At 60.6% G+C, this 24,827-nt stretch carries 20 protein-coding genes, 8 tRNA genes and 1 riboswitch; of the genes, 2 read left to right on the top strand and 26 right to left on the bottom strand.

The window, feature by feature from the left end; translation table 11 throughout:
- Positions 1-2 precede the first annotated feature (2 nt).
- The 3 genes from B0D78_RS05640 to B0D78_RS05630 form a co-directional block, all read right to left on the bottom strand.
- Positions 3-830 (bottom strand): ABC transporter permease, encoded by an 828-nt coding sequence (locus B0D78_RS05640; RefSeq protein ID WP_078015994.1) that lies wholly within the window; start codon positions 828-830, stop codon positions 3-5.
- Positions 827-1,816: an ABC transporter permease gene (locus tag B0D78_RS05635; RefSeq protein WP_078015993.1), complete on the bottom strand. Its 990-nt coding sequence runs from the start codon at positions 1,814-1,816 to the stop codon at positions 827-829. Before B0D78_RS05635 ends, B0D78_RS05640 begins: the two co-directional genes overlap by 4 nt.
- An 81-nt stretch (positions 1,817-1,897) precedes the next feature.
- Positions 1,898-3,442: an ABC transporter substrate-binding protein gene (locus B0D78_RS05630; RefSeq protein WP_078015992.1), complete on the bottom strand. Its 1,545-nt coding sequence runs from the start codon at positions 3,440-3,442 to the stop codon at positions 1,898-1,900.
- Between the two features lie 164 nt (positions 3,443-3,606).
- On the opposite strand from B0D78_RS05630, the gene B0D78_RS05625 reads away from it, so the two are divergent.
- Positions 3,607-4,458 carry a LysR family transcriptional regulator gene (locus B0D78_RS05625; RefSeq protein WP_078015991.1) on the top strand — a complete coding sequence of 284 codons (852 nt, stop codon included), beginning with the start codon at positions 3,607-3,609 and terminating at the stop codon, positions 4,456-4,458.
- A gap of 162 nt (positions 4,459-4,620) precedes the next feature.
- Here the strand turns inward: B0D78_RS05625 and B0D78_RS05620 are convergent, their stop codons facing one another.
- The 12 genes from B0D78_RS05620 to B0D78_RS05565 form a co-directional block, all read right to left on the bottom strand.
- Positions 4,621-5,685, bottom strand: a complete 1,065-nt coding sequence (locus B0D78_RS05620) for a D-alanine--D-alanine ligase family protein (protein ID WP_078015990.1) — start codon at positions 5,683-5,685, stop codon at positions 4,621-4,623.
- 62 nt (positions 5,686-5,747) lie between these two features.
- Complete coding sequence (locus tag B0D78_RS05615) at positions 5,748-6,350, bottom strand: flavin reductase (RefSeq protein WP_078015989.1); 603 nt, start codon at positions 6,348-6,350, stop codon at positions 5,748-5,750.
- 197 nt (positions 6,351-6,547) lie between these two features.
- On the bottom strand, positions 6,548-7,357 hold the full coding sequence (gene thiM / locus B0D78_RS05610) for a hydroxyethylthiazole kinase (RefSeq protein WP_078015988.1): 810 nt from the start codon (positions 7,355-7,357) through the stop codon (positions 6,548-6,550).
- Positions 7,341-7,871 (bottom strand): energy coupling factor transporter S component ThiW, encoded by a 531-nt coding sequence (gene thiW / locus B0D78_RS05605; RefSeq protein WP_078016024.1) that lies wholly within the window; start codon positions 7,869-7,871, stop codon positions 7,341-7,343. Before thiW ends, thiM begins: the two co-directional genes overlap by 17 nt.
- A 155-nt stretch (positions 7,872-8,026) precedes the next feature.
- A riboswitch (TPP riboswitch) is annotated at positions 8,027-8,129 on the bottom strand.
- A 105-nt stretch (positions 8,130-8,234) separates the two neighbouring features.
- Positions 8,235-8,310: transfer RNA gene (locus tag B0D78_RS05600), tRNA-Lys, on the bottom strand.
- Between the two features lie 20 nt (positions 8,311-8,330).
- Positions 8,331-8,415: transfer RNA gene (locus tag B0D78_RS05595), tRNA-Leu, on the bottom strand.
- Positions 8,416-8,885: 470 nt separating this feature from the next.
- Positions 8,886-8,961, bottom strand: a tRNA-Lys gene (locus tag B0D78_RS05590).
- 8 nt (positions 8,962-8,969) lie between these two features.
- Positions 8,970-9,046, bottom strand: a tRNA-His gene (locus tag B0D78_RS05585).
- A 31-nt stretch (positions 9,047-9,077) separates the two neighbouring features.
- Positions 9,078-9,154: transfer RNA gene (locus B0D78_RS05580), tRNA-Arg, on the bottom strand.
- A 7-nt stretch (positions 9,155-9,161) separates the two neighbouring features.
- A tRNA-Gly gene (locus B0D78_RS05575) sits at positions 9,162-9,237 on the bottom strand.
- A 15-nt stretch (positions 9,238-9,252) separates the two neighbouring features.
- Positions 9,253-9,330: transfer RNA gene (locus B0D78_RS05570), tRNA-Pro, on the bottom strand.
- Positions 9,331-9,343: 13 nt separating this feature from the next.
- Positions 9,344-9,419, bottom strand: a tRNA-Ala gene (locus B0D78_RS05565).
- A gap of 124 nt (positions 9,420-9,543) precedes the next feature.
- Here B0D78_RS05565 and B0D78_RS05560 point away from each other — a divergent pair.
- The gene (locus B0D78_RS05560; protein ID WP_078015987.1) at positions 9,544-11,193 is read left to right on the top strand and encodes an NFACT family protein; all 1,650 of its coding nucleotides are present in this window, start codon (positions 9,544-9,546) and stop codon (positions 11,191-11,193) included.
- Between the two features lie 135 nt (positions 11,194-11,328).
- Here the strand turns inward: B0D78_RS05560 and B0D78_RS05555 are convergent, their stop codons facing one another.
- The 11 genes from B0D78_RS05555 to B0D78_RS05510 form a co-directional block, all read right to left on the bottom strand.
- Entirely contained in the window at positions 11,329-11,970 is a 642-nt protein-coding gene (locus B0D78_RS05555) for a histidine phosphatase family protein (protein WP_078015986.1), read from the bottom strand.
- 98 nt (positions 11,971-12,068) lie between these two features.
- Complete coding sequence (locus B0D78_RS05550; protein ID WP_078015985.1) at positions 12,069-14,021, bottom strand: TRAP transporter permease; 1,953 nt, start codon at positions 14,019-14,021, stop codon at positions 12,069-12,071.
- Positions 14,022-14,118: 97 nt separating this feature from the next.
- Positions 14,119-15,090, bottom strand: coding sequence for a TAXI family TRAP transporter solute-binding subunit (locus B0D78_RS05545; protein ID WP_078015984.1), 972 nt, complete (start codon positions 15,088-15,090; stop codon positions 14,119-14,121).
- Positions 15,091-15,270: 180 nt separating this feature from the next.
- The gene (locus B0D78_RS05540; RefSeq protein WP_240496122.1) at positions 15,271-16,227 is read right to left on the bottom strand and encodes an RluA family pseudouridine synthase; all 957 of its coding nucleotides are present in this window, start codon (positions 16,225-16,227) and stop codon (positions 15,271-15,273) included.
- Between the two features lie 105 nt (positions 16,228-16,332).
- Positions 16,333-19,095 (bottom strand): isoleucine--tRNA ligase, encoded by a 2,763-nt coding sequence (gene ileS, locus B0D78_RS05535; RefSeq protein WP_078015982.1) that lies wholly within the window; start codon positions 19,093-19,095, stop codon positions 16,333-16,335.
- A 563-nt stretch (positions 19,096-19,658) separates the two neighbouring features.
- Complete coding sequence (locus tag B0D78_RS05530; RefSeq protein WP_009164568.1) at positions 19,659-20,474, bottom strand: DUF4198 domain-containing protein; 816 nt, start codon at positions 20,472-20,474, stop codon at positions 19,659-19,661.
- A 76-nt stretch (positions 20,475-20,550) separates the two neighbouring features.
- A complete protein-coding gene (locus B0D78_RS12550; RefSeq protein ID WP_009164567.1) occupies positions 20,551-20,700 on the bottom strand; it encodes a FeoB-associated Cys-rich membrane protein in 150 nt (49 codons plus the stop codon).
- A gap of 43 nt (positions 20,701-20,743) precedes the next feature.
- Positions 20,744-21,538, bottom strand: a complete 795-nt coding sequence (locus B0D78_RS05525) for a DUF4198 domain-containing protein (RefSeq protein ID WP_078015981.1) — start codon at positions 21,536-21,538, stop codon at positions 20,744-20,746.
- A gap of 61 nt (positions 21,539-21,599) precedes the next feature.
- Positions 21,600-21,920, bottom strand: coding sequence for a hypothetical protein (locus B0D78_RS05520; protein WP_078015980.1), 321 nt, complete (start codon positions 21,918-21,920; stop codon positions 21,600-21,602).
- Between the two features lie 91 nt (positions 21,921-22,011).
- Positions 22,012-24,516 (bottom strand): ferrous iron transport protein B, encoded by a 2,505-nt coding sequence (gene feoB / locus B0D78_RS05515; protein WP_078015979.1) that lies wholly within the window; start codon positions 24,514-24,516, stop codon positions 22,012-22,014.
- Positions 24,516-24,749 carry a FeoA family protein gene (locus B0D78_RS05510; protein WP_078015978.1) on the bottom strand — a complete coding sequence of 78 codons (234 nt, stop codon included), beginning with the start codon at positions 24,747-24,749 and terminating at the stop codon, positions 24,516-24,518. The genes feoB and B0D78_RS05510 overlap by 1 nt, the downstream gene beginning before the upstream one ends.
- Positions 24,750-24,827: the final 78 nt, after the last annotated feature.

Genomic DNA, 24,827 nt, shown 5'->3' with positions numbered 1-24,827 from the left:
GTCTAAAGCCGCACCCCCTCGTAAGGATCCATGACGTCGCGCAGGCCCTCGCCGATAAAGTTCAGCGCCAGCACCGTAACGACGACGAAAAGGGCGGGGCCGAACAGCAGGTGGGGATGTTGGAAAAAATGGGCCCGGGCGTCCGAAAGCATGCTGCCCCACTCGGGCAGAGGCGGCTGCGCGCCCAGCCCCAGAAAGGAAAGAGCGGAAATCGAAAGGATCAGCGTTCCCAGCTCAAAGGTCGCCAGAACCGCGACGGAGCCGATCGTTTTGGGCAAAAGCTCGCAGAAAACGATCCTCGGTTCGGACGCTCCCAGCACTCTGGCGGCCAGCACGCTGGGATCGTTCTTTATCTGCAGGACGACGCTCCGCGAAATTCTGGCAAACGGCACCCACCAGACGGCGACCACCGCAACCAGAAGCTGCGTCAGGCCGGGGCCCCACAGCGCGGCGACGACCATGGCGAAGACCATGAACGGAAACGCCATGAGCACGTCTATGATCCGCATCAGAATCGTATCGAACGCCGTCTGGCTGTGCAGCCCCGCCAGGATCCCCAGCTGAACGCCGATCACCAGCCCCATGCCGAGCGCCGCGAAGGAAGAGACCAGCGTCACCCGCCCGCCGTAAAGCGTACGGGCAAGGATATCCCGGCCGAAACGATCCGTGCCGAACGGATGGCGCGCGCTGAAACTTTCCAGGCGTCGCGCGCTGTCCGCCGCATCCGGAGCGCAACCGGTCAGCAGCGGCGCGCCGACGACCGATACGGCGACGAGGCACAGCAGCGCCGCTCCCACAAATATTTTCGCGGAACGTTTTTCCTTTTTCATACATCGTTCCTCCGCTTTCCGGACAGGCCGGCTTCGCGCCCGCTCTTCCGCACGCGAGGATCGGCCACGATATAGGCGACCTCCACAAGGAGGTTGATCATGACGACCGCCGCGACCGTCAAAACGGTATACCCCTGCACCGCGGGATAATCATGAAGTAAAACGCTGTTCATGGCGTAGTTCCCCAACCCCGGCCAGTTGAAGATGCTCTCGATGACGACGGAACCGCCGATCAGATGGGCAAAAGACAGCGCAAGCGTTGTAATAACGGGAAGCAGCGCGTTCAAAAACGCCCCGCGCAGAATAAGGCTCCGCGGCAATCCGCGGGACTGCGACGCCGCGACATAAAGCTTGCCGAGCTCGGCAAGCATGACGGCGCGCACCATGCGCACGACCGGCGGCGCGCCGGCCAGTCCCAGCGCGAGCGCCGGCAGCCACAGCCGGGATAATCCCGCGTAACTGCTTATTCCGTACCAGCGCAGCCGGATCGAAAAAACAAAAAGCAAAACCAGCGAGAAAACAAAAGCCGGCAAAGAAGCCATCACGACGCACATCATACGGACCAGCCCATCCTGGAATCGGCCGGCCTTGATTGCGGAATAAAGCCCCAGCGACAATCCAAGCGCCGATTCAACCAACAAGGCGGCGGACGACAACAGCAGCGTCGCCGGGATCAAGCCGAGCAGCTCCCGCAGCACGGGGCGTCCCGTCCGCATGGAACGCCCCAGATCGAGGGCGGCCAGCCTTTTCAGCCAGCGAAGATACTGAACGGGGACGCTGTCGTTCAGCCCGTGCAGTTCCCTCAGTTCGGCCTTTCGTTCTTCGAGCATCTCCGTATTGACGCCAAGATCGTTGGACACCAGCCCCAGCGCCATATCGACCGGATCGCCGGGAGCAAAGCGCACCAGCGCGAACACGATCATGGAAGCAAGCAGCAGCGTAACAAGCGCGCCGCCGATCCGGCGCAAAACCAACACCCCGCACATGAAAGCGCCTCCTTACCGAACAAAAAGGCGACAGGACAGAGAACCGAGAGGTTCCAGCCCTGCCGCCCGGCAGATCATACACTATTCCACGATTCTCAGATTCGCGTTCACGACGTTTTCGAACTGGCGAAAATGCGGGACGAATCCCCGCAGTTTGTTGCTGACGGCAGTAATCTGCGGGCGCGGGCAAATATAGACGGCGGGGGATTTCTCGGCGATATGCAGCGACAGTTCTCTGGCGATCTTGCCGCGTTCCTCCCTGCTGCCGGCGGCCGCAAGCCGCGCCAGCAGATCGTCGACGCGCGCGTCGCGATAGCGTCCGTAATTTGCGGTTCCGTTCGCGCCGTATTGCGTGTTCAGAAGTCCCAAAACATTTCCGAACGTTCCCCAGCCCTCGATGGCTCCGTCCCAATCGCCGGTCTTGTACGCGTCGGACATCAGGGAATAATCGCCGTGACGGACCGACACGTTTACCCCCAGCCTGCGCCATTGAATCTGGACGGCCTCTCCCAGCGCCTTGTCGTTGCGGAAAGAGCGCACGGTCATGGCAAGCTGTGCGCCGTTCCTATACCGGTAGCCGTCGGCCTCCAGACGCCAGCCGGCCTCGTCGAGAAGCGCGGCGGCTTTTTCCGGATCGTAGGAGTCGAAAAAAGCGTTCTTTATGTCGGCATAGGCGGGGTTCGCTCCGAGCCAGGTCGTTACGGGTTCGCTTAGCCCTTCCATGCCCAGAAGGATCAGCTCGCGCCGGTCCAGTCCCCAGCTCAGCGCCCGGCGCACGCGTTCGTCGCTGAGGGCGCTCTTTTCGGTGTTGAGATAGACCGTCATCGTCTGGGCTCCGGGCACCATCACGATATGGGACGCCGCGTTCTCGGTAAACTGTTTATAGGCGGTGCGATCGATATCCATCACCACATGGTACTGGCCGCTCAACGCCGCCATGACCCGCGCGTCGGAATCCCCGATCTGTTCATGGACCACACGCTGGATCTCCGGCTTCGTTCCCCAGTAATTCTCGTTTTTCTCGAAGACCATGCGCCGCGACGGCTCGAAAGAGACGATCCGGTACATGCCGGTATAGTCCGCCGATTCCGCGCCGTCGTACGAGTACGGCGCGGCGGTGTTGTGGATAACCAGCTGCGAAGAAGAAAGATTTTCGGTGATATCAACGTTCGCAGCATCCGTGACGACCCGCACCGTATTTTCGTCTGCGGCGGAAAACGTCATTCCCTTCAGGTGAGGATTCGCTTTCATGTCCAACGCCTTCGAACGCATCAGAGAAGCGACGACGGCCTCCGCCGTCACCGGCGCTCCGCTCCAGAAAACGGCTTCGGGGCGCAGGCGGATCTCCCATGAATGTTCGTCCAGCTGAACGGCTTCCTTGGCGAGCGAAGGTCGAATAATCCCGTCGGCCCCCGCCTTGAAAAGAATCTCGCCCGCCCCCATGTTCAGGAGGTAATCCGCGGCGGGGTACACCGTCGGATCCACGCCGCAGGCGATCTCGCTGCCGGCGACGATCAGTTCGGACTCGGACGGGACGTCGGACGACACGGCTCCGGCCTGCCCGGTCAGCGCCGTCAGGGCCAAAAAAGCGGCGCACACGGTCAACAAGTGCAAATATCGTTTCATTCGATTCAAAACCCCTCTTCCTTATCTTTCTGCTTCTCTTTCCGCTTCAATGAAATTAGCATCAGCTAACCGATATCACGCAGTTTAGCACAAAGAATATAATTTACAAAGAGAATGATTTCGATTAAAATCATTCGATAAAGTAATTACAGAAGAGGTAAAAAATGAACACGGAACAGCTCAAGACGTTTCTTTCTCTCGCGGAGACAAAGAATTTTTCACGTTCCGCCGAAGCGCTGATCATCTCTCAGTCTACGGTGAGCAAACGGATCGGCGAACTGGAAAAGGAAACGGGGCAGCCCTTGTTCCTGCGCGGTCGCGGCGGCGTCAGGCTGACCGGCGCGGGGCAGGCGCTTCGCGAGTACGCCGAACAGATCGTGAATCTGGAAGAAAAAGCCCTGGGGCAGATGAACCGTACCGGCCCGTATTCGGGGTATCTCATCCTGGGGAGCGCATACGCTTACTACGACATGTACCTTTGCAGGAATCTGCGGATCTTCGCAGAACGGCACCCCGACATTTCCGTGCGGGTAAAGTGCGGGCATACGGGCGCGCTCCTCAATGAGCTGAGGCGCGCTCTGCTCGACGTCGCGTTCACGCACCACCCGCTCCACAATCCCGATTACGTCTGCACATGCGTCGGCGAGGACGAACTCGTCCTCGTGACCGACGCGAAAAACACGGAGCACTGCGACGGCATTTCATACGCAAGCGTCAAAGAACTGCCGATGATAGATTCCAACTTTCTTTACGGAACGACGCAGCGCCGCCTTTTTCCCCCTTCCTGTCAATTCCAGTTGAGAGTGGATATCGCCTCCTGCGCCGTGCCGCTCCTGAAAGGCGGCGGCTGGTACGCCATTTTAGCCAGGAAGCACGTGGAGCCTCAACTCCAGTCCGGTCAGCTGCGCGTCATTCCGGTACGCGACGAAAAGATCCCCCCGGTTCAACACTATGCGGTTTACCGGAAAGAAAGCGGGCAGCAACCCGCCGTTCAAAAATTTCTTTCCGAACTCTGAACGAAGACACTCGTTTCGCGCCCAGCAAAAAGCGTCATTGACGGCAAGTATCGGGGACGAAGACGCCCCCGTCACGCTCTGCAAATAAAAAAACAGGAGGGTCGCGGCCGACATCAGCCATGACTCACCTGTTTTTTTCATACATTCCGGATCGTTTTCTTCTCAGCGACGCCGCGTGACGGCGGCGCTTTCGATCAATTTCTCCACCAGATCGGGCAGCGGCACGCCGGCGGCTTCCCAGAGCTTTGGGTACATGCTGATGGCCGTGAAGCCGGGGATGGTGTTGATCTCGTTGAAGACGACGCGGTCCGTACCTTTTTCGAGGAAGAAGTCGGCGCGCGAAAGGCCGCGGCAGTCCATGGCGCGGAAGATCTTTTTCGCCATGGCGCGGATCTCTTCGCGCTTGCCTTCCGGCAGCGGAGGGTCGACGACGGTGCGCGAGGCGCTGCTGTTGTACTTGGCGTCGTAATCATAAAATTCGGCGCCGGCGAGGATCTCGCCCACGCCGCTGGCTTCGGCATCCCAGCCGCCGAGGAGCGCGCATTCCAGTTCGCGGCCGACGATGGTCTCTTCGGCGATCACTTTGCAGTCCTGAGCGGCGGCAGCCCGTAACGCTTCGACAAGCTGCGCGCGGCTCCCCGCCTTGGAGACGCCGCAGGACGAACCGGCGTTGGAGGGCTTGACGAAAACGGGATAGCTCAGTTCGGACTCGACGCGGCGCACGACGCCGTCCATGTCGTCCAGCTCCTCCCGCCGAAACGCAACGTAACGCGCCTGCGGGATGCCGCAGCGTTCCAGAACGGCTTTGGCCGTCGCTTTGTCCATCGTCGCGGCCGACGACAGCACGTCGCAGCCCACGTAAGGGATCTGCGCCAGTTCGGCGATACCCTGCGGGCAGCCGTCTTCGCCGTACAGGCCGTGCAGGACGGGAAAAAGCACGTCGACGCGCTCAAGGGAAAAGCGCCCTCCGTCGCTGAGCAGAACGCTTTTCAGAGCCGCGTCGGGCAGCAGCGCCGCGCCTTTGCGGCTCTGACGCCACTCGCCCGAAACGATCTGATCGACCGACTCGACGTGGAGCCAACGCCCGTCCTTAGTGATGCCGATCAGAAGCAGGTCGTATTTTTCCCTGTTGATATTGCGGGCCACCGTCGCGCCCGAAACGCAGGACACTTCATGCTCCGACGACTGTCCGCCGAACAGCAGCGCCACTTTTTTCTTCGTTTCCATTTCGCACCTCGCTATCAATCGAGGACACGTTTCACAACGTGTCCTCGTTCTTTTTCTCTCAACTACTCGATCCGCTCGAAGTCAGACGCGCCGTGCTTGCACAATGGGCACACATAATCGGGGGGCAGTTCTTCGCCCTCGTACACGTAGCCGCAGATCTTGCAGCGCCAGCCTTTTCTCTTGCCCGCCTGCGGCCGGGGCTTGATGTTCTTGTGATAGAAGGCGTACGTCGCCGGCTCTTTGCCGGACATGATCTCTCCGCCCTCGATATCCGCGAGGAACAGCGAATGCGAACCCAGTTCCCACGCTTGCAGGACTTTTCCCGAGAACCAGGCGTTCACATGTTCGGTTGGGATCAAAATGCCGTTGGCCGTGCGAATGGTCTCAACGCCGGCAAACTTGTCGGCGTCGCGCCCGCTCTGGAAACCGAAGCGCTGAAACAGATCGAACGGCGCCGTGATATCGAGGATCGCCACGTTGAATCGCCCCGTGCGCGCGATCATATCGTGAGTGTAGTTCTGTTTGCAGACCGAGATGGTCACATGGGCGGGGGCTGCCGACACCTGCGTTACCGTGTTGATGATGCAGCCGTTGTCCTTGCCGTTTTCCGCCGCGCTGAGCACAAACAAACCGTACGTCAGCTGATGCATAATTCGCGAATCCATAAAGAAACCCCTTCCTCTGCCCCGAATCCCGCGGCGCAAGAACGGATTTCGCGCCGCTCCCCTCTTCGCCGCGTCGGAAATAAAAACTCCGGCCCCCGCCGGACATTTCCTCAGCGGCCCCCTGCTCAAGCGTCGATTATTTTTCTTTTTGATTATACCATGCGCTTCGTCTCGTGTGAGGAAAGAGCGGAGAACGTTCAGCCCTCGGAATATTTTGCTCCTCCCATGAATTGAGCTTCATCGAGGCTGAAAAGAGTGTCGACGAACAGGTCGCGGAAATACGCAGGGCCGCGTCGCGCCGCGCACGTTCCGGCGGCAGCCTGCTCACCGCTCAGCCCCACGACGGCGCAGACGGCGGCCGCCGCGCGCAGGGAATTTTCGACGGCGAACGCGGCGCCGAGCAGCGACGACAGCATGCAGCCCATACCCGTGACGCGGGTCATCATCGCATCGCCGTTGCCAACGCTGAACGTTCGGCGTCCGTCGGTGACCGCATCGACGGCGCCGGAAGCAACCACTACGCAGCCGTACCGCCGCGCCAGCTGCACCGCAGTTTCGTGCGCAGACGCCGCGTCTTCCGAAGATGTGTCGACGCCCCTCGCCGTTCCCGTGTCGCCAAGCAAAGCTCGGATCTCCGCGCCGTTGCCCCGTACGCAGGCCACGGGAAATTCTTTCAGCAGCGCGATGCAGCTGCGGCGGCGGAGCGAAGAAGCGGCAACGCCGACCGGATCGACAATGATCGGATGCCCGCGCTCGGCGGCCTGCCGCGCCGCTTTTCCGATGGAATCCAGCTGCGCGATGGCCCCCATATTGACCACCAGCGCGTCGGCATGGCACTGCACCTCTTCCACCTCATCGGGATGAGCGGCCATAAAGGGACGCGCGCCGGCGGCCAGCAGGACGTTGGCGCAGTCGTTCACGGTCACCGGGTTGGTGATGCAGTGGACGAGCGGACGGCGGCGGGAAATTATCTTCCACACCGCCCACAGTTCAGCGGGAGCCGCCATGCCGTCCTCCCGAAGTATTCCGCTCAGCTTCGAGCAGCCCCAGCCTTTTCATGGCGACGGTAATCACGGCGCCGATCGCCGTGCCGCCGGCGGAACTGATCAGAAACGGCACGACGAAAGTCAGCAGCGCGGCTTTGTCGTTGCCCAACACAAAACGCGCCACGGGATAGGACAGCATCCCGCCGATCAGCCCCGTGCCGGCGATCTCCCCCAGCCAGGCGGCAGGAAGCCGCCGAACCAGCCGGTACAGAACGCCGGCCAGCAGCGCGCCGCACATGCTCCCGGGGAACGCGAGCGGCGTGCCGGCGCCGATGAGGTTGCGGATCAGACTGGCGATGAACGCCGCCGCCACATTCCACGCCGGCCCGAGAAAAACGGCGCCGAGAATGTTGGCGAGATGCTGCGCCGGCGCGCACTTGGCCCCGAAAACGGGAAAGGAAAAAAACGATCCCACCACGGCAAACGCGGCCAGAACGGCCGTAAACGCGATCTTTCTGACTCGTAAATTGTTCATGGACTCCTCCTTGAAAAAAACGTGCTCCCGAAAAAAACTTCCGCTCTCTTTCCTGCCCATCTGTCTGTACAGAGCCGACGCCGGCTCCGCTGCCGGTCCAGACGGTTTTCCGGCAAACAAAAAAGCGGCGCCCTGTCGGACACCGCCATTACGTTCGTTCACGCATCTTACATCCCTCCGTTGGCATTATCCAATTCAGGTTCCGGGTCGAAGCTCAGCGCTTCCTCTCAGCCGTTTCCAGCTCCCCGCGTCAGATTATTCAATTGTGAAAACAGACGGCCGTTTCCGTCGGCTGCCGCAAAACTCCCCATCGCCCGCGAACGATACAAAATAACCCGGCTTGAAAGGCCGGGAGAAATACTCTGGTGGATCGTACAGGACTTGAACCTGTAACCCTCTGATTAAGAGTCAGATGCTCTGCCAGTTGAGCTAACGATCCATATTTAAAACTTATGAACTTGGTGCGAAGGAGGGGACTTGAACCCCTACGCCCGAAGGCACCAGATCCTAAGTCTGGCGCGTCTGCCAATTCCGCCACCCTCGCAACGCGCCTCGCACGACACGGGGAATTATAGCATCCCCGCGCCGGACGTGACAAGTGGATTTTCCGTCGGGAGCAAATGATCGTTTGAAGTCGAAATATTCAGCTATTTCAAGGTTGTAAACAAAGCAGATACTTTGAGAGAGCCGAGACATAACGCGGACAAGAGCGCTTTTTCCCGCGAGCGGGGACCTCGTGACGAGATTTGATACTGACGCCTTAAGAAACAGGACTCAGTGACAAAGAGCGCCGAGCGCCCCGAGGAAGGCCGTATGTCCGAGCGGCGGAGGTCTCTCCGGGCGCTTTTGATCGCAACATTTCAATCGAGAAACAATATTGGAACAAAACGACACGATTCGTCCCGTCTCTCGTCTTGTCCGCTTCATCGTCATCTGCGCCCACAAAAAACGCCGAAGCGCATAACGCGCACAGGGTACGCGAAAAACGCTTCGACGCCTTGGATTTACTGAGCTTGGTGGATCGTACAGGACTTGAACCTGTAACCCTCTGATTAAGAGTCAGATGCTCTGCCAGTTGAGCTAACGATCCATATGAATTGGGGTGGGTAAAGAGATTCGAACTCTCGACCTGAGGATCCACAATCCTCCGCTCTAACCAACTGAGCTACACCCACCATATTGCCTTGCGAACTGCGCGGATGAAAATGGCGCGCCGGACAGGATTCGAACCCGTGGCCCACGGCTTAGAAGGCCGTTGCTCTATCCAACTGAGCTACCGGCGCACGGTAATGGAGCGGAAAACGGGACTCGAACCCGCAACCCCCAGCTTGGAAGGCTAGTGCTCTACCAATTGAGCTATTTCCGCACAAACCTCATCCACTGGTCGGGGTGAAAGGATTCGAACCTTCGACCCCCTGCTCCCAAAGCAGGTGCGCTAACCAGACTGCGCTACACCCCGAATTGAGAGAATATGGTGGAGCTGAAGGGATTCGAACCCTCGACCTATTCGTTGCGAACGAATCGCGCTCCCAACTGCGCCACAGCCCCTCAGAACCAACAGGTTGCATTCTAGACTCAAAGGCTGTTCTTGTCAAGGGGGGATTTTTGAGATACTCTACCTGCGGCAGCGAGATTTTATTACGAGATTTTATTATTCAAGGAGAACTGAATCATGAACTACGGACCGGAACTTATCAGCGCGTTGGCGCCGGAGCTTCGGCGCTGCGTCGGTTGCCAGCTGCAGCGCATCGAAGCGGGAAGCGACTGGTGCGCTTTGACCTTCAAAAACGCCGGCTCGATTTTTTTCACGTGGAATCCGGAAACTTTCGGCATCTGCCGGATCGGCTCCGACGAGCTGCGCGACCTACGCAGCCAGAGCGTGAAGACGCCGTTCGCGATGGGGCTGCAGCGGCATCTCGGCGGCGGCTCGATGACGGACGTGAAATGCGTCCCCGGCGACCGCGTGCTGACGATGGAATTCCAGCGCTTCGTCGGCGGCGGCGTCAGCAGGGAACTGACGCTGATCCTGGAACTCACGGGCCGCATGAGCAACGCGCTCTTCACCGACGAGAACGGCGTCATCCTCGAAGCGGCCAAACACGTGTACCCGGAAGTGAACCGCTATCGTTCCATCGTCCCCGGCGCGCCCTACGCGCCGCCGCCGCCCATTCCGGGAAAGCTGCCCCGTCCCGGCATGAGCGACGCCGAACTGACGGCGTTCCTGAAAGCGCCGCGCGGCATCGGCCGGCCGCTGGCGAACGAACTGACGCGGCTTTGGCAAAACGGCTGCAAAGACATGGTCCGCGCGGCGCTGTTCGGCGAGCCGAAAATCTTTCAGCGCTTCGGCAAATATCTGACCGCCCTCGGCGCGGCGCTGCCGGGCGCCGAAGTTTACGACGGCGCTGGATTGGATTTCTGCCGCGCCTACATCGCCGGCGAGATCGAGCGCCGCGCGCTGAAAACCCTCGCCGCCAAAGCGCTGAAGATCCTCGAGCGCCAGCGCGGCCGGCGCGCCAAGCACGTCGGCGATCTGCTCAGCCAGATCAAAAAAGCCGAAAACTGCGACGCCTATCGGGCCGCCGGCGAAGCGCTCCTGCAAAATCTCGGCAAGGTCAGAGAACATCAGGACTTTGTCACGCTGAAATACTGGGACGCCGACGGAGAAAAAACCGTCGAGGTCAAGCTGAATCCCGCGCTCGACCTTCAGGGCAACGCAAAACTCTATTTCAAGAGATACCAGAAATTCCGCACCGACGTGGCCGTCGTCAGAGAGCGCGTCGCCGCGTTGCAAACGGAATTGAACGATCTCGCCGCGCTGGAAGCTAATTTGAAGCGCGTCGCCAGCGCGGAAAAACTGACGGAACTGTGCGAACAGATAGCCCAGCAATACGACGACGGCCGCAAAAAAGAAAAGGACGCCCGCGCCCGCAAAGCGAAAAACCCGTTGCCGCCCCATCTGCACTTCGCTTTGGGCGACAGCCTGATCCTGGTGGGCATGAACGAGCGCGGCAACCGGTATGTCACGTTTCAGGAAGCAGCGCCCGACGACCTGTGGTTCCACGTGCACGAGTTCCCCGGCTCGCATGTGATCCTCAAGAATCCCCCCGCCGACGCGGCGGAGCGGGAACGCGCCGTGCGCGCCGCCGCGTCGTTGGCGCTGCGTTACAGCGAATGCGGCGACCGCAGTTCGGTCGTCGATTACGCCGAAAAGAAGCAGGTCCGCCACATCCAGGGCGGCGGCCCCGCCAACGTCACCTACAAGCGCCCCAGCACCGTCCTCGTCAATCCCGACGACTGGAAAGAAATCATCGAACGCCGCTGACCGCGTTCAAACAAAAGACGTGCCCAAAACGCAAAAGCTCGAAAAAAACGACACGGAAAAAGGCACGGCGATCTTCGGATCGCCGTGCCTTTTTCGCTCTTTTCGAATACGGCCCTATTCCCGCCGCAAACACCCTTACAGGCTCTTCGAGACAAAACTGTCGAAACCGTTGCCAAGGTGGCTGACGTCGCTCAGCAGTCCCACTTGGGGCGTTCCGTTCAAAAATTCGACGTAAGAGACGCTGCAGTTGGGGATCTTCAGCCGCCAGTAATGAGATAGCGGCACGCCGAGAAAATAACAGATCAGCGTCTTGAGCACGGCGTCGTGCGTGGCCAGCAGCGTGTCGCCGTGGTAGTTCAGCGCCGTGCGCTTTAGCGCGGCGACGGCGCGATGCTGCACGTCTTCCAGCGATTCGCCGCCGGGGCCGGGCATCTTCACGCCGTCGGGGCTCGTGCGCCACCGCTCCAGCAGCGCCCCGTACCGGACCGACACCTCTTCGAACGTCAGCCCCTCCCACGCGCCGTGATTGATCTCCATAAATCCCGGGTCGCTCACGAGCTGCCCGCATTTCGCCGCCGCAAAGATTTTCTCCCCGGTGACGCGGGCGCGCGACAGCGGCGAGACGAATACCGCCTCCAGCGGAAAGCCGCGAAAACGTTCCGCGGCGCGGTCCGCCTGCGCCAATCCCGTCTCGTTCAACGGGATATCCATCTGCCCCTGAAAGCGCCCCTCGCGGTTCCATTTTGTCTCTCCGTGGCGCACCATGAAAAGTCTCATTTCAGCTCGGTCCTTTCCGTTCTTCGCAAACGCCGCGCGAACCGCGTTCGTTTTCTTCCCAGATAGGCCGGTGACGTGGAACGTCGTCGGCCTGATTTTTATTCGCCCGCTTTTTTGCGCCGGGTGAAAAAATAAACCGCCAGAATCACCGCCGCGCCGATCAGGTCGCTGATCGTGCCGGGGATCAACAGTCCCAGGCCGCCCGCGATCATCAGCAGCCGCCAATAGGATTCGATCGGCGCGTTGATGTAGCCGATCAGCCCCCCGCCGATGCCGAACAGGCCGACCAGCGCCGTGGCGATCATCGGCAGCGCTTCGAAGAACGTGCCGTCGATCATGATCAGCTTCGGGTCGAGCGCGAACATGTAGGGCACGAGGAAGGCCGCGATCGCCAGCTTCGAGGCGTTGACGCCCGTCCTGAACGGATTGCCCTTGGCGATGGCGGAACCGGCGTAGGCCGCCAGCGCCACCGGCGGCGTGATGTCGGCGATGATGCCGAAGTAGAAGCAGAACATGTGCGCCGCCAGCAACGGGATACCCAGATGGATGAGGATCGGCGCGGCCACCGTCGAGGTGATGATGTAGTTCGACGTGGTCGACACCCCCATGCCCAGCACCAGCGACGTGATCATCGCGCACATCAGGCCAAGGAAAACGTTGCCGCCCACGACCTGGAACATGCCGCCGCCGATCCGCTGCCCCAGCCCCGTCAGCGTCACCATGCCGACGATGATGCCCGCCGTCGCACAGGCTGTCGCCACAGAGACGATGTTGCGCGCCGCCAGCGGCAGCGCCTCGAGAATCTGCTTCGGCGAGACCCAGGTGCTCTTTTTCAAAAACGGCACCAACGCGGCGATCATGATGCCCCACAGCGCCGAGCGCGTGATCGTGAAACCCGACAGCATGAAGTAGATGATGGCGGCCAGCGGCAGCACCAAATGCCCCTTTTGCAGAAGCAGCGGCTTGGCGGGCGGCAGCTTTTCGCGCGGCAGCCCCTTCAGCCCCTTGCGGCGCGCCTCGAAGTCCACCATGATCCAGATGCCCGAAAAGTACAGCAGCGCCGGGATCAGCGCCACCAGCATCAGCTGCGAATAGGGGATCCCCACCGATTCGGCGATCAGGAACGCCGCCGACCCCATCACCGGCGGCATGATCTGCCCGCCCGTCGAAGCCGCCGCTTCGACCGCGCCGGCGAACTCCGGCTCGTAGCCCAGCGACTTCATCAGCGGGATCGTGAAGGAGCCCGTCGAGACGGTGTTCGCCACCGAAGAACCGGAGACCGTGCCCTGCAGCGCCGACGAAAGCACCGCCACCTTGGCCGGGCCGCCCACGGCCCAGCCGGCCAGCGCGTTGGCCAGGTCGATGAAGAATTGTCCGATCCCCGTCTTTTCGAGACAGGAACCGAAAAGGATGAACAGGAAAATGTACGTCGAGCACACGCCGATCGGGTTGCCGATCACGCCCTCCGTGGTGATGAAAAGATGCGTGATGATTCGCGGCAGCTGATAGCCGCGCTGCGCCAGAAACCCCGGCATCTGCACGGCGAAAAAGCCGCGCGCGCCCATCAGCCCGTACAGCATGAAGCACGAGGCGATGATCACGATCGGCGGGCCGACCACGCGCCAGCAGGCCAGCAGCACCAGAAAAACGCCCAGCCCCGCCATGACCGTGTCCAGCGTCGTATACTCGCCGGCGCGCAGCTGTAGCGCCTTGAAGTTGCCGATAAAATACATAATCACCGTCAGGAACGTCAGCGCAAAGATCACGTCCAGCGGATTGATCCTGCGGCGGCTCGACTTTTTCGTCGTCGGATAGATGATAAAGGCCAGACTGATAGCAAACCCCAGATGCCCGTAGCGCAAAATCTGCTGCGGCAGCCTCCCGCTCAGCGAAGCGTAAAGCTGGAACAGCGCGAAACACGTCAGCACGACCGTCAGAAAGACTTTCATGCCGCCGGAAAAGATCCGATAGCGCGAATCGCGCTCCAATTCGGACAGATCGACGTTTTGCGGAACTTCGTTGTTCAGTTTTTTTCGGCTCAAAAAGCTCAAGCGCCGCCTCCCCTTTCAGGAAAAAACCGGACGGTCCGCAGCGATCGAACCGTCCGGCATCATGCCATGGAATCGCGGCCCCGCGGCCGCGCGCCGTTTACTTTCCGGGGACCTTCAGCCCTTTCTCCTCGTAGAAGCGGGCCGCGCCGGGATGGATGTTGCCGGGGATGCCGCGGAAAGCGCCTTCGAACGACATGTATTCGCCCTTCTTGTTGAGCGCGCGGATCTCGTCGAGATGATCGTAGATCGCCGCCGTCATCGCGTACACGTCGTCGTCGGAGATCTCGTTCAGTACCACCAGCATCGACATCACCGCCACCGAGGTGACGGGATGGCCGAGATTGTACTGATCGTCGGGCGTCGTGAACGGCGCGTAGAACGGATACTTCTCCTGCAGCAGCTTCAAATGCTCGTCGTCGATGGAGATCACTTCGATCTTGCCCATCAGCGACAGCTCCGTCACGTTGGCGTTGGGATAGCCCGAGCACATGAAGAACGCGTCGATCTGGTCGTCCTGAAGGGCGTTCTTGCCCTCCGACTGGCTCAGGAAGCGCTCGTCGATGTCGTCGTAGTTCATGCCGTAAATGCCGAGAATCTGGCGGGCCGCCACCTCGTATCCCGAGCCGACCGCGCCCACGCAGATGCGCTTGCCGCGCATGTCGGCCACGCTCTTGATGCCGCTGGCTTTGCTCGCCACGATCTGCACCATTTCGGGATAGCAGGCCGTGATCGCCGAGAAATTCGTCACCGCGCCGCTGGCGAACTGCTCCACGCCGTTCAGAGCGTAGCTGTTCACGTCCGTCTGCACCAGCGCCATCTCGTTTTCGCCCTTTTTGAGAAGGCGCACGTTCTCCACCGAGCCGCCCGTGGAACTGACGGTGATGTTGGCGCCGGTATGGCTGTTGATAACCTGCGCGAGCACGCTGCCGAAGGAATAGTAATTCCCCGTGGCGCTGCCCGTCCCCATCAGAAAGCTGCCGGAGATCTTGTGATCGGCCGCGAACGAAACCGCGGCTCCCACAGTCAACGCCGCGCCGACGGCCAATGCTGTCCATGCGTTTCTTCTCATTTTTTCCTCCTTCAATAATAGCGAGGCTCCCGTCGGGGGAGAACCTCGGAATGACGAGCAGGCTAACTATACTCTACAAAAATAAACTTTTCAATCGACGCGGCGCCGTGCGCGCGTTTTTTGCGCATGAATATTTTTATCGCCGATAAAATATTCAGCCGCGGCATCCCGTTCAGAGCGTCACGCGTCTTGCGGCTGCGACAGCGGCACGCGCAGCGCCGCGATCAGTTCCGGCGGCAGCGGCGCTCGGAATTCGAGCCGCTCGCCGCCGACGGGATGGCGGAACCCCAGCCGCCACGAATGCAGAAACACGCGATCTTTGAGGATGTGCTGCGCCGGATCCTTGGGGCCGTAGAGCGTGTCGCCGTCGAGCGAGCAGCCGAGCGCGCGCATGTGCACGCGGATCTGGTGCGTGCGCCCCGTGTGCAGCCGTACCCTGATCAGAGTGTAGCGCGCCCGCGTCCAGAGGACTTTGTAATCGGTCACGGCTTCGCGCCCGTCCCACGACACGCACATCTTCAGGCGATTGTGAGGATCGCGGCCGATCGGGGCGTTCACCGTGCCTTCGGACGATCTCAGCGTACCGACGCCAAGCCCCAGATACTCCTTGAGCACTTCGTGCGCCTGAAACGCCTCCGTCAGGCCGCGAAAAGCCGCGTCGCTGCGGGCCACGACCATCAGCCCCGACGTGCCCACGTCGAGACGGTGAACGATGCCGGGGCGCACCGAATCGCCGATGCGGCCGATCTCCGGATAGCGGAACATCAGGCCGTTGACCAGCGTGCCGTCGGGACGCCCGGCGCCGGGATGCACGACCACGCCCGCCGGTTTGTTGACCACGATCACGTCGTCGTCCTCGTAGACCACGTCAAAAGGCACGTCCTGCGCCGCGATCTCCGCCGGCGCGGCCTCGGGAATTTCCACGCGATATACCTGCCCGGGCTGGATCCTGAACGCCGGGCGGATCTTCCTCACCTGTTCGCACGTCACGGCCCCGCCGTCGAGCAGGGCGCGGACGCGGCTGCGCGACAGCGACAGTTCGCCGGCGAGAAAAAGGTCAAGGCGCGCGCCGGAATCCTCTTCGGGGACAGCCAGCTCGTAAATTTCGCGATTCGCGTTTTCCATTCGATCGATCACCACTCCATCATAAAAGGGAGCGAAGAATCTTCGCTCCCTTCATTGTACTCTGTCCGCCGAAAATGTTCCACGTGGAACATTTTCGGCGTTTCGATTTATTCCAGACTACTTTTTCTCAATGACGCACGCGCAGCGGCGGCACAGTCCGTCGGCGTGAGACGTCTCTTCGTACTTCCAGCAGCGCGGACACTTCGTGCCTTTGGCGGGGAACACTTCGACGCGGATGTCGTCGTCGCTTTCCACCGTCTCGCCGAACTCGAAGCCCGAAGTGATGCACACCATCGCCCAGTCCTCGGCGCTCATGGCGTTTTTGTAGAACTCGGGCGCGGCGACGGCGACGCGAGCTTCCAGCGCCTGGCCGATCTTGCCGACGGCGCGTTCGGCTTCCAGCGCCTTGCTGACGAGGCCGCGCAGGAATTGGACTTTCTCCCATTTTTCCACAAGCGTGCCGTCCGTCTCGGCAGGATCCGCTTCCGGCCAGCCGCCCAGAAAGACGCTCTCGGCCAGCGAAGGCTCGATCGTGCGCAGCTGCTGCCAGATCTCCTCGGCGGTGAAGCTGATCACGGGCGCGAGCATGCGCGCCAGCGCGCAGACGGCCTTCCACATCACCGTCTGGCAGGCGCGGCGGCTCAGGCCGTCCGCCGCGTCGGCGTAAAGGCGGTCCTTGCTGGCGTCGAGATAGAACGAGCTCAGTTCGTTCACGCAGAACTGATGAATGACGGTGATGGGCATGTGGAAATCATACGCCTCAAAACCTTCCGTCACGCGCTCGACGACGCGGTTCAGCAACGACATGGCCCAACGGTCGAATTCGGGCATCTTGCCGAACGGCACGGAATCCCTGGCCGGCTCGAAGCCGTTCAGGTTGCCGAGCATGAAGCGGGCCGTGTTGCGGATGCGGCGGTATTCCTCCGACAGGTTCTTGATGATGCCGTCGGAGATGTGTACGTCGCTGCGATAGTCGGCGGAAGCCACCCACAGGCGCAGGATGTCCGCTCCGTCGCGATTCGTGATCCTCTCGGGGGCGACGCCGTTCTGCAGCGATTTGGACATCTTGCGCCCCTGTTCGTCGACGATGAAGCCGTGCGTCAGGACGGCCCGGTACGGCGCTTTTTCGGCCACGGCCACGGAAGTGAGCAGCGAGGTCTGGAACCAGCCGCGGTGCTGATCGGCCCCCTCGAGATACAGGTCGGTCGGCCAGTTCAGATAGGGACGGCTGGGCACGTCCATGACGGAGAAGTGGCTCGCGCCGGAATCGAACCACACGTCGAGAATGTCTTCGCCCTTCTTCAGATGACGACTGCCGCAGCGAGGGCAGACCGCCAGATCGCCGAGCAGCTCTTCGGGCGTGCTCGCCCACCAGACGTCGGAACCGGCCCCGGCGACTTTTTCCGCGACGCGGCGGATACGGGCGGCATCGAGGATCGTTTCATGACAGTCTTCGCACTCGAACGCCGGGATCGGCACGCCCCACACGCGCTGACGGCTGATGCACCAATCGGAGCGCTCGGACACCATGTTGTAGATGCGGTCGTGTCCCCAGCCGGGGATCCATTTCACCTCGTTGTCGATTACGTCGAGCGCGCGTTTCTTGAACGCGGCGACGTCGATGAACCACTGCGGCGTGGAGCGGAAAATGACGGGCTTGTGACAGCGCCAGCAGTGCGGATAAGAGTGCGAGATCTTCTTCAGGCCGAGCAAACGGCCGTTGGCTTCGATCACTTCCAGCGCCTTGCGGCCGCCCTTGTCCAGATCCAGGCCGGCGACGACGGGCGTGTCGGACTTGTAATGTCCCGTGGCGTCGACGGGATTGTAATTTTCGATGTGATAGCGCTGTCCCGTCTCGAAATCCTCGACGCCGTAGGCCGGCGCCGTATGAACGCAGCCGGTGCCGGCCTCGAGCGTGACGTATGGAGCCAGCACGAGCGGCGTTTTGCAGGGATACATGGGATGATTGGCGGCGAGCAATTCCAAGTCTTTGCCCTTGACGGTCAGCAGGCGTTTGGAGAAATCGAGCCCAGTGTCGCGCGACACCGAATCGGCCATGCCGTCGGCGATCAGGTAAACTTTGTCGCCCACCTCGAAAAACGAGTAGTCGAAGTTGGCGTTCAGCGTCACGGCGCGGCTGGCGGGCAGCGTCCAGGGCGTCGTCGTCCAGACCACGACGTTCACGTCGCGTCCTTTCAGCGCGGGGAATCGCTCCGCCGCGTCATCATCCATCTGATAAGCGACGAACACCGAGGGCGACGTGACGTCGGCGTACTCGATCTCGGCCGCGGCTTCGGCGGTCTGGCAGTCGATACACCAGTACACGGGCTTGGTACCGCGGTAGACGAAACCCTTTTCCACGATCGTGGCCAGCGTTTCCAGCTCGCGGGCCTCGAATTCCGGATTCAACGTCAGATACGGCTCGTCCCAGAGCGAGAAGCAGCCCAGGCGCTTCATGCCCTCGCGCTGCACATCCACCCATTTGAGCGCGTAGTCGTGGCATTTGGAGCGGAGTTCGAGCGCCGGCGTCGTGTCCTTGTTCAGGTGCTCGTCCTTGAGCACTTTCAGCTCGATGGGCAGCCCGTGCGTGTCCCAGCCCGGCACGTAAGGCACGTAGTAGCCGCGCATCGACTTGTACTTGACGATGAAGTCCTTCAGCGACTTGTTGAGCGCGTGCCCGATGTGGATCGCGCCGTTGGCGTAGGGCGGCCCGTCGTGGAACATGAAGGAGCGGCGGTCCTTGTTGCTCTCCAGCATTTTTTTATAAATCTCGTTCTGTTCCCAGAATCTGACCGTTTCCGGTTCTCTCTTCGCCAGTCCGGCCCGCATGGGGAATTCCGTCACCGGCAGCTGAAGCGTCGATTTGTAGTCAACCGACATGATGCCTCACCTCTTGATTTAAATTGTGCTCCGCGTCATAGGCGGAATTCATGAACCTGTCCGAACACACCGCAAAAACAACAGGGAGGAAAGAGCCGCGCCCCGTCCTCCCTGTATTGCTCCACGACAAATTACAGCGTCGCCAGAGGAAGAGAACACGATGCATCGGCCGCCGCTATAATAATAATGACGCCTTTGTACTGACACTCAGCCGCATACATCTTCTCCACCTCCGTAATAAGTAGTGTTGAATGTGATTTTAGCAGTCCCGCTCTGCTTCGTCAATCGTTTTCATGCCGGGACGATCCCCGAACCATCGGCCATTGAAAAGCGGCCCCGCCTTGAAAGAGAAATGGCGGGGCCGCTCGTTTGCGGTAAGATTCATACTATTTCTCAATTAAAAGGCCGAACACAGAGGCGCGGCGAGGAAGATTCACAAGGCGAGCTGCGCAGCAGTCGAAGGAGTTCCGAGCGACTGAACTTCCCCGCAGCGCCCCGTAAACTGTGTTCATGCGTTTTATCAAGAAATAGTATAAGAATTCGTCGTTCTCGTGAAACCGGGCTCACTCCGCGATCATGAACGTCAGACGGGATACCAGGACGGACTCGTCGGCGACGGTCTTGTCGGCATAAGGCACTTTCACTTCCACCGAGGCGTTCCAATAGCCGGCTTTCGAGGGAATGATGTTGATGATGCCTTTCAGGTCGGTACGCCCATAGAACGCCTTGTACTCGTTGGCGGGATCGCCGTCCTTCGTGTCGCCGGCAAAACCCGCGTAAACGGCTTTCACTTCCGCCGTCTTGGCCGGTTTGCCGTCGACGAGTATCAGAACGGGGAAGCGCTGTCCCGGCTTCACCGTCGCCGGATTCACCTGCGGCACCATCTCCAGACGCTGTCCCACCGGCTTGGTGATGACATCCATCCCCTCGGCGCCGTCAAGATTCAGGACGAGCTTGGCGTACATCGCCGCTTCCTCGGCATAAGTCGCATCGGCCTTCGTCAGTTCCTTGTACTTGGCCTTGTCCGCCTGTTTCCATCCTTCCGCTCCTTTGGCCCAGAAAGTGGGCTTGTAGTTGCCGATCACCAAATAGTCGCCTTTTTTCAAGTCGGCCGCCGCCTCGTAGTGGAAGTTGTCGGCGCCGGTCTGGGCCATCTCCGTCGCGCCCTCGGCGGTAATGAGCTTCAAGGGCTCGAAGAGATGCGTACGGTCCGCGGCAATGGGTTCGGGATCGGGATACTCGTGCCCGTAGCCCAAATCGGCCTTGAGAAGGCCGTCCTTATACTCGGCGTTCACCCAGAACTCGTGAGCCTCGGCGGAAACGCCGAAAGAAGCCGCAAAAAACGCCCCTGCAAGCAGTACGGAAAAAATCTTGCGCATGAAAATTCTCCTCCTTAGTGTTGTGTATACATCGAATGTCATGTCGATTCTTTCGAGAGGGACGAAACTCCCTCGATTATTCCTCGTCCGGAGGGCATTTTCTGCCCCCACACCCACATCCGCACCCGCCGCAGCGTCCCTGCCGTGCGGAAACGATCCAGCCGCGAAGCAGGTATCCTCCGGCGGCAAGCGCGATCAGGACAACGATCAGCTCCTGTGCGCCCATGGTCTGAAAACCTCCTCTCTCTGCCGCAGAGTGCCTCAACGAACTACATCTTGGCAGCCTGAACCCAAATCACCGCATCCTGCGAGAGCTCCTTGCCCTTGAATTCCGTATCAGGGCCGACGCCCAGAGCGGCAAATCCCCACCATCCCTCCTTGGGCATGGCGAAAGCGAACGTGCCGTTGGCGTCGGCCTTGATCGTCAGAGTCACAAAGGCGTCGTGGGGAGCGGAGACCGCGCCCTTCCTTTCGAAGGCGTTCTTCTTCAGGTCGGGGCGATGGTTCATGTACTCCACCTCGACCTCGGCGAAGGGGACCGGCTTCCCTTCGCTCTTCACGACGCCGCGGAACATCCCGCCGGCCCAGATCGCATAGGGCTTGTCCAAGGGCACGATCTCCGCCTTGAGCCCCATGTCGGCATCCCACTCCGTGGGGAGACTGCCGTTGTTTACGATCATTTTGGTGATTTGTTGGATATAGATGTCCTCGCTCTTTTCGAAATAAGGAGCCGGGACCAGACAGAAGACGTAATCGCCCATACCTCTCAGCTTGAAAGAAGTCTCAAAGCCCCTGCCCTTGTTCTCCAGGCTCGTCCAGGTGATGGGCTTCAGCGTCTTGAGCAGATCCGTCTTCTTTTGCTTGTTCACGACAAAGAACTCCTGCGGGGTCTCCATGTCCATCGTGTGTCCAGCCTCAAAAGGATGGGTGAACACAAGCTTCAGGGGAATTTCTCCGCCTTTGTCCAGAATCATCTCGGGGGTATAGAGCATCTGAAAGTGCGCCGAAGCGGGGAGAACCGCGGCAAACAGCGCGCATATCGACAACAGGGCCGCTTTTTTCACGTACGATACGCTCCTTTTCTTTTTTGAAATCAGTATCCTGGCCTGATTCACTCAGGCCGCCTTACTTGATGTCGCCGCTTTTGACGGTGAGCGTGTGCCCGGGGCCGCCGTCGAAGGTGACGGAAAAGGCTCCCTGCGGCTTGTCGAACGTCAGCTCGCCGCTCTCGTCCAGCTTGCCCTCGAACACAACGGCGTCCTTCTCGTCGGTGACGCGGATGGGGATGTTCGCGGCCGAGGAACCGTCGGAGAAGCCGCCCTCGCACGAGAGCGTGCCGTCGCCGTTGTCCCAGCAGGAGAAAAGCGGGGTATGGGCCAGAGCGGCGCCTGCGAGCGCCGCGATGAAGACGGCCGTTATCACGCCAGTCCATAACTTTCTGTTCATCCTCAAAACCTCCGTTTGAATTTTGTATGTCAGTCCAGCGGCGGGGAATGCCGCAGTCTGCCGCAGTATATGCGCGCCTTTTCGGGACAGGTCAATAGGTCCTCTTGGTCTTGATCAGCCCCAGCAGGATCGTCAGGGTCAGCGGGATCAGGTAGAAGATCCACATCGCCTGAAATCCGGTCAGGCCGAGGGCGGAGCCGCCGGAAAAAACGAGCACGGCGGCGAGCAGCCCGAGAATGAGCGGCACGAAAAAGGCGAAGAGCATCCATTTGGTGGAGCCGGTCTGCACGCGGATGGCCATGATCGTGGGCAGACAGGGCGGACAGAGCACCATGAAGAGCATCAGAGCCATCGCGTGCAGCGGCGTGAGGTCTTCCTCCTGCCGTTTCATACGCTGTTCCAGCGTGTCGGCGTTCTTCGCTTCGCCGTCGTCCGCTTCCTTGATGTAAAGGGCGCCCAGCGTGGAGACGCTGTTCTCCTTGGCCGCCAGGGTGCTGAGCACGGCGACGTTGACGCGCCAGTTGAAGCCGGCGTAGCGTGAAATAGGTTCCAGCGCGCGGCCGGCCTTGCCGAGCAGGCTGTTGTCGATGCGTTCCTTGCGGATGGCCGTCAGCGCGTTCGTTCGGAAAACGATCAGCTTTTTGAGCTCCTTTTCGAGCGCCTTCGCTTCAGGATCCTTCCTGTTCTGGATGATCTCGAAAAAGTCGGGATTCGTGAGTCCGTAGGCCCTTTTCTTCTCGGCGGAGGCCCCGGACTTGAGTAATTCCCGGTAACCCTGCTGGTAGAGGATCAGGTTGAGGACATCGTCTTCGTTCGTGAGATTTCGTCCGAATTTTTTGTTCTTCGCCGCATCGAGAAAAACTTGGACGGCCCGGTCTTTCTCCGCCTCGTAATGGGCTTCGCGTTCCGGGGACAGGCCGGGGAAGCGCAGCAGGACGAAGAGGACCACGGCGACCGCAGCGACGACGGTGGTAATCTTGCGGACGTACAGCCAGATCCGCTCGACCGCCCGCCCTAAAACGCCGCGAAGCGTGGGGATGTGATAGGGCGGCATCTCCATGATGAACGGCGCCGTTTCCTTGTGCTTCAGCACCGTCATTGAAAGGATCTTGGCGATGGGCAGCACGAAGAGCAGGCTGATCGTCTGAATGAAGACGATGACGATGGCCTGCTGGTTGACGTTCCCCAGCAGGGGCAGATGCACCGTCTCGTTGAAGTAGATGCCGATGAGCAGGAAGTACAAGGGCAGCTTGGCCTGACAGTTGAGCATGGGGAGCGTCAGGATCGTCGCCAGCTTCGACTTTTCGTCGGGGATTCCCTTGGTGGCCATGACCGCCGGAACGGCGCAGCCGCCCAGGACCACGCCGCCGAGGATCATCGGCAGCGTTGACTGCCCGTGCAGCCCGAAGCGGCTGAGGATACGGTCCAGGACGAACGCGATGCGCGGCATGTAGCCGCTGTCCTCCAGCACGGCGATGAGCGCGAAGAGGATGAAGAAGATCGGGATGTAGTTGAAGAGCGCGTTCAGGTTATCCACGATCCAGAGCACGAATTCCCGCACGATGGGAACGTCTATGAGCCCGGGCTGGGGAAGGATACGTTCCGCAAAGCTGCGGACGCCGGCGAGGACGGGCCATGTGTAGTGGGTGAGATTGTAGCCCTGGATAAAGGAAAGGTAATAGAATCCGTAAATGACGAAAAGCAGAAAGACGGGGCCGAAGAACTTGTTGCAGACGGCCCGGTCAATGCGCTCGGAGAGCGGCGCTTTCGCGGCCTCCTTTTTGGCCGCGAGGCGTTTGGCGATGGCCGCCGCCCGGCGGCTGCGCTGGCCTGAAACGTAGATGTCGGCGCTCACGCCCTTTTCCCGCTCGAACCGCGCGCGCCATTCTTCCGCCCGCGCAAGGACGGACGCGCTCCCTTTCGCTTTGCCGCGCAGCAGCGCGGCGACGGCGGGATCCCCTTCCATCAGTTTGACGGCGAGCCACGAAATGGGGAAGGCGCCCTTCAGACTCTCTTCGCGGTTCAACAGGCCCTCCAGATCGTCCAGGGCGTCTTTCAGGTCGGGATAGAGCTCGCAAACGGCGAGGCTGGCGCGGACGCCGGACTGCGACATGTCGGCGACGGCCTGCAGCAGATCTTCGCGGCCGCGCCCCTGGGTGATGGCCGTCGTCACGACCGGCGCGCCGAGTTCCCGCGAAAGTCCCGGAACGTCGATGGAGACGCCCAGCTTTTCGGCCACGTCCATCATGTTCAGGTCGAGAATGAGGGGGATCTCCATCTCCAGAAGCTGGAGCGTCAGGTACAGGCTGCGCTTCAGGTTGGCGGCGTCCATGACGTTCACGACGGCGGAAAGCGGCTCGTGGAGGAGCACGTCGCGCGTGACGCGCTCTTCGGGGGAATAGGAGGTCAGGCTGTACGTGCCGGGAAGGTCGATGACTTCCACGTCTTCGCCGTTTCGTTTATACCAGCCCATCATCTTGTCGACGGTGACGCCGGGATAATTGGCCACGAACTGTTTCGCTCCCGTCAGGCTGTTGAAGACGGTCGATTTGCCGCAGTTCGGCTGTCCCGCGAGGGCGATGATCTTCTTTGCCATCAGAGTTTTTTCACTTTCACGAAACGCGCTTCTTCGCGGCGCAGATTGACCAGCGCGCCTTCGGCGTCCACCTCGATCGGGTCGCCGAGGGGCGCGCGGCGGACGACCTTCGCGGCGACGCCGGGATACAGCCCCATGTCCACCAGCCTCTGGGCGAGGATCCCTTTGCCCTCGATCTTCACGATTCGCCCCGATTCTCCCGGAGCCAGTTCCGCCAACGTCGTTTCGTTCATCGTCTGCACCTCTCTCGAAACAGTAAAAGCGTGCGTTCGGAATTTCCGCCGCGCACGCGGTCCATCTTCCCGCCGGCC

Source organism: Pyramidobacter sp. C12-8 (assembly GCF_002007215.1).
In the GTDB taxonomy this organism is placed as follows: Bacteria; Synergistota; Synergistia; order Synergistales; family Dethiosulfovibrionaceae; genus Pyramidobacter.
The sequence above is the reverse complement of the archived record's forward strand: the minus strand, read 5'-3'. Positions and strand labels throughout refer to the sequence as shown.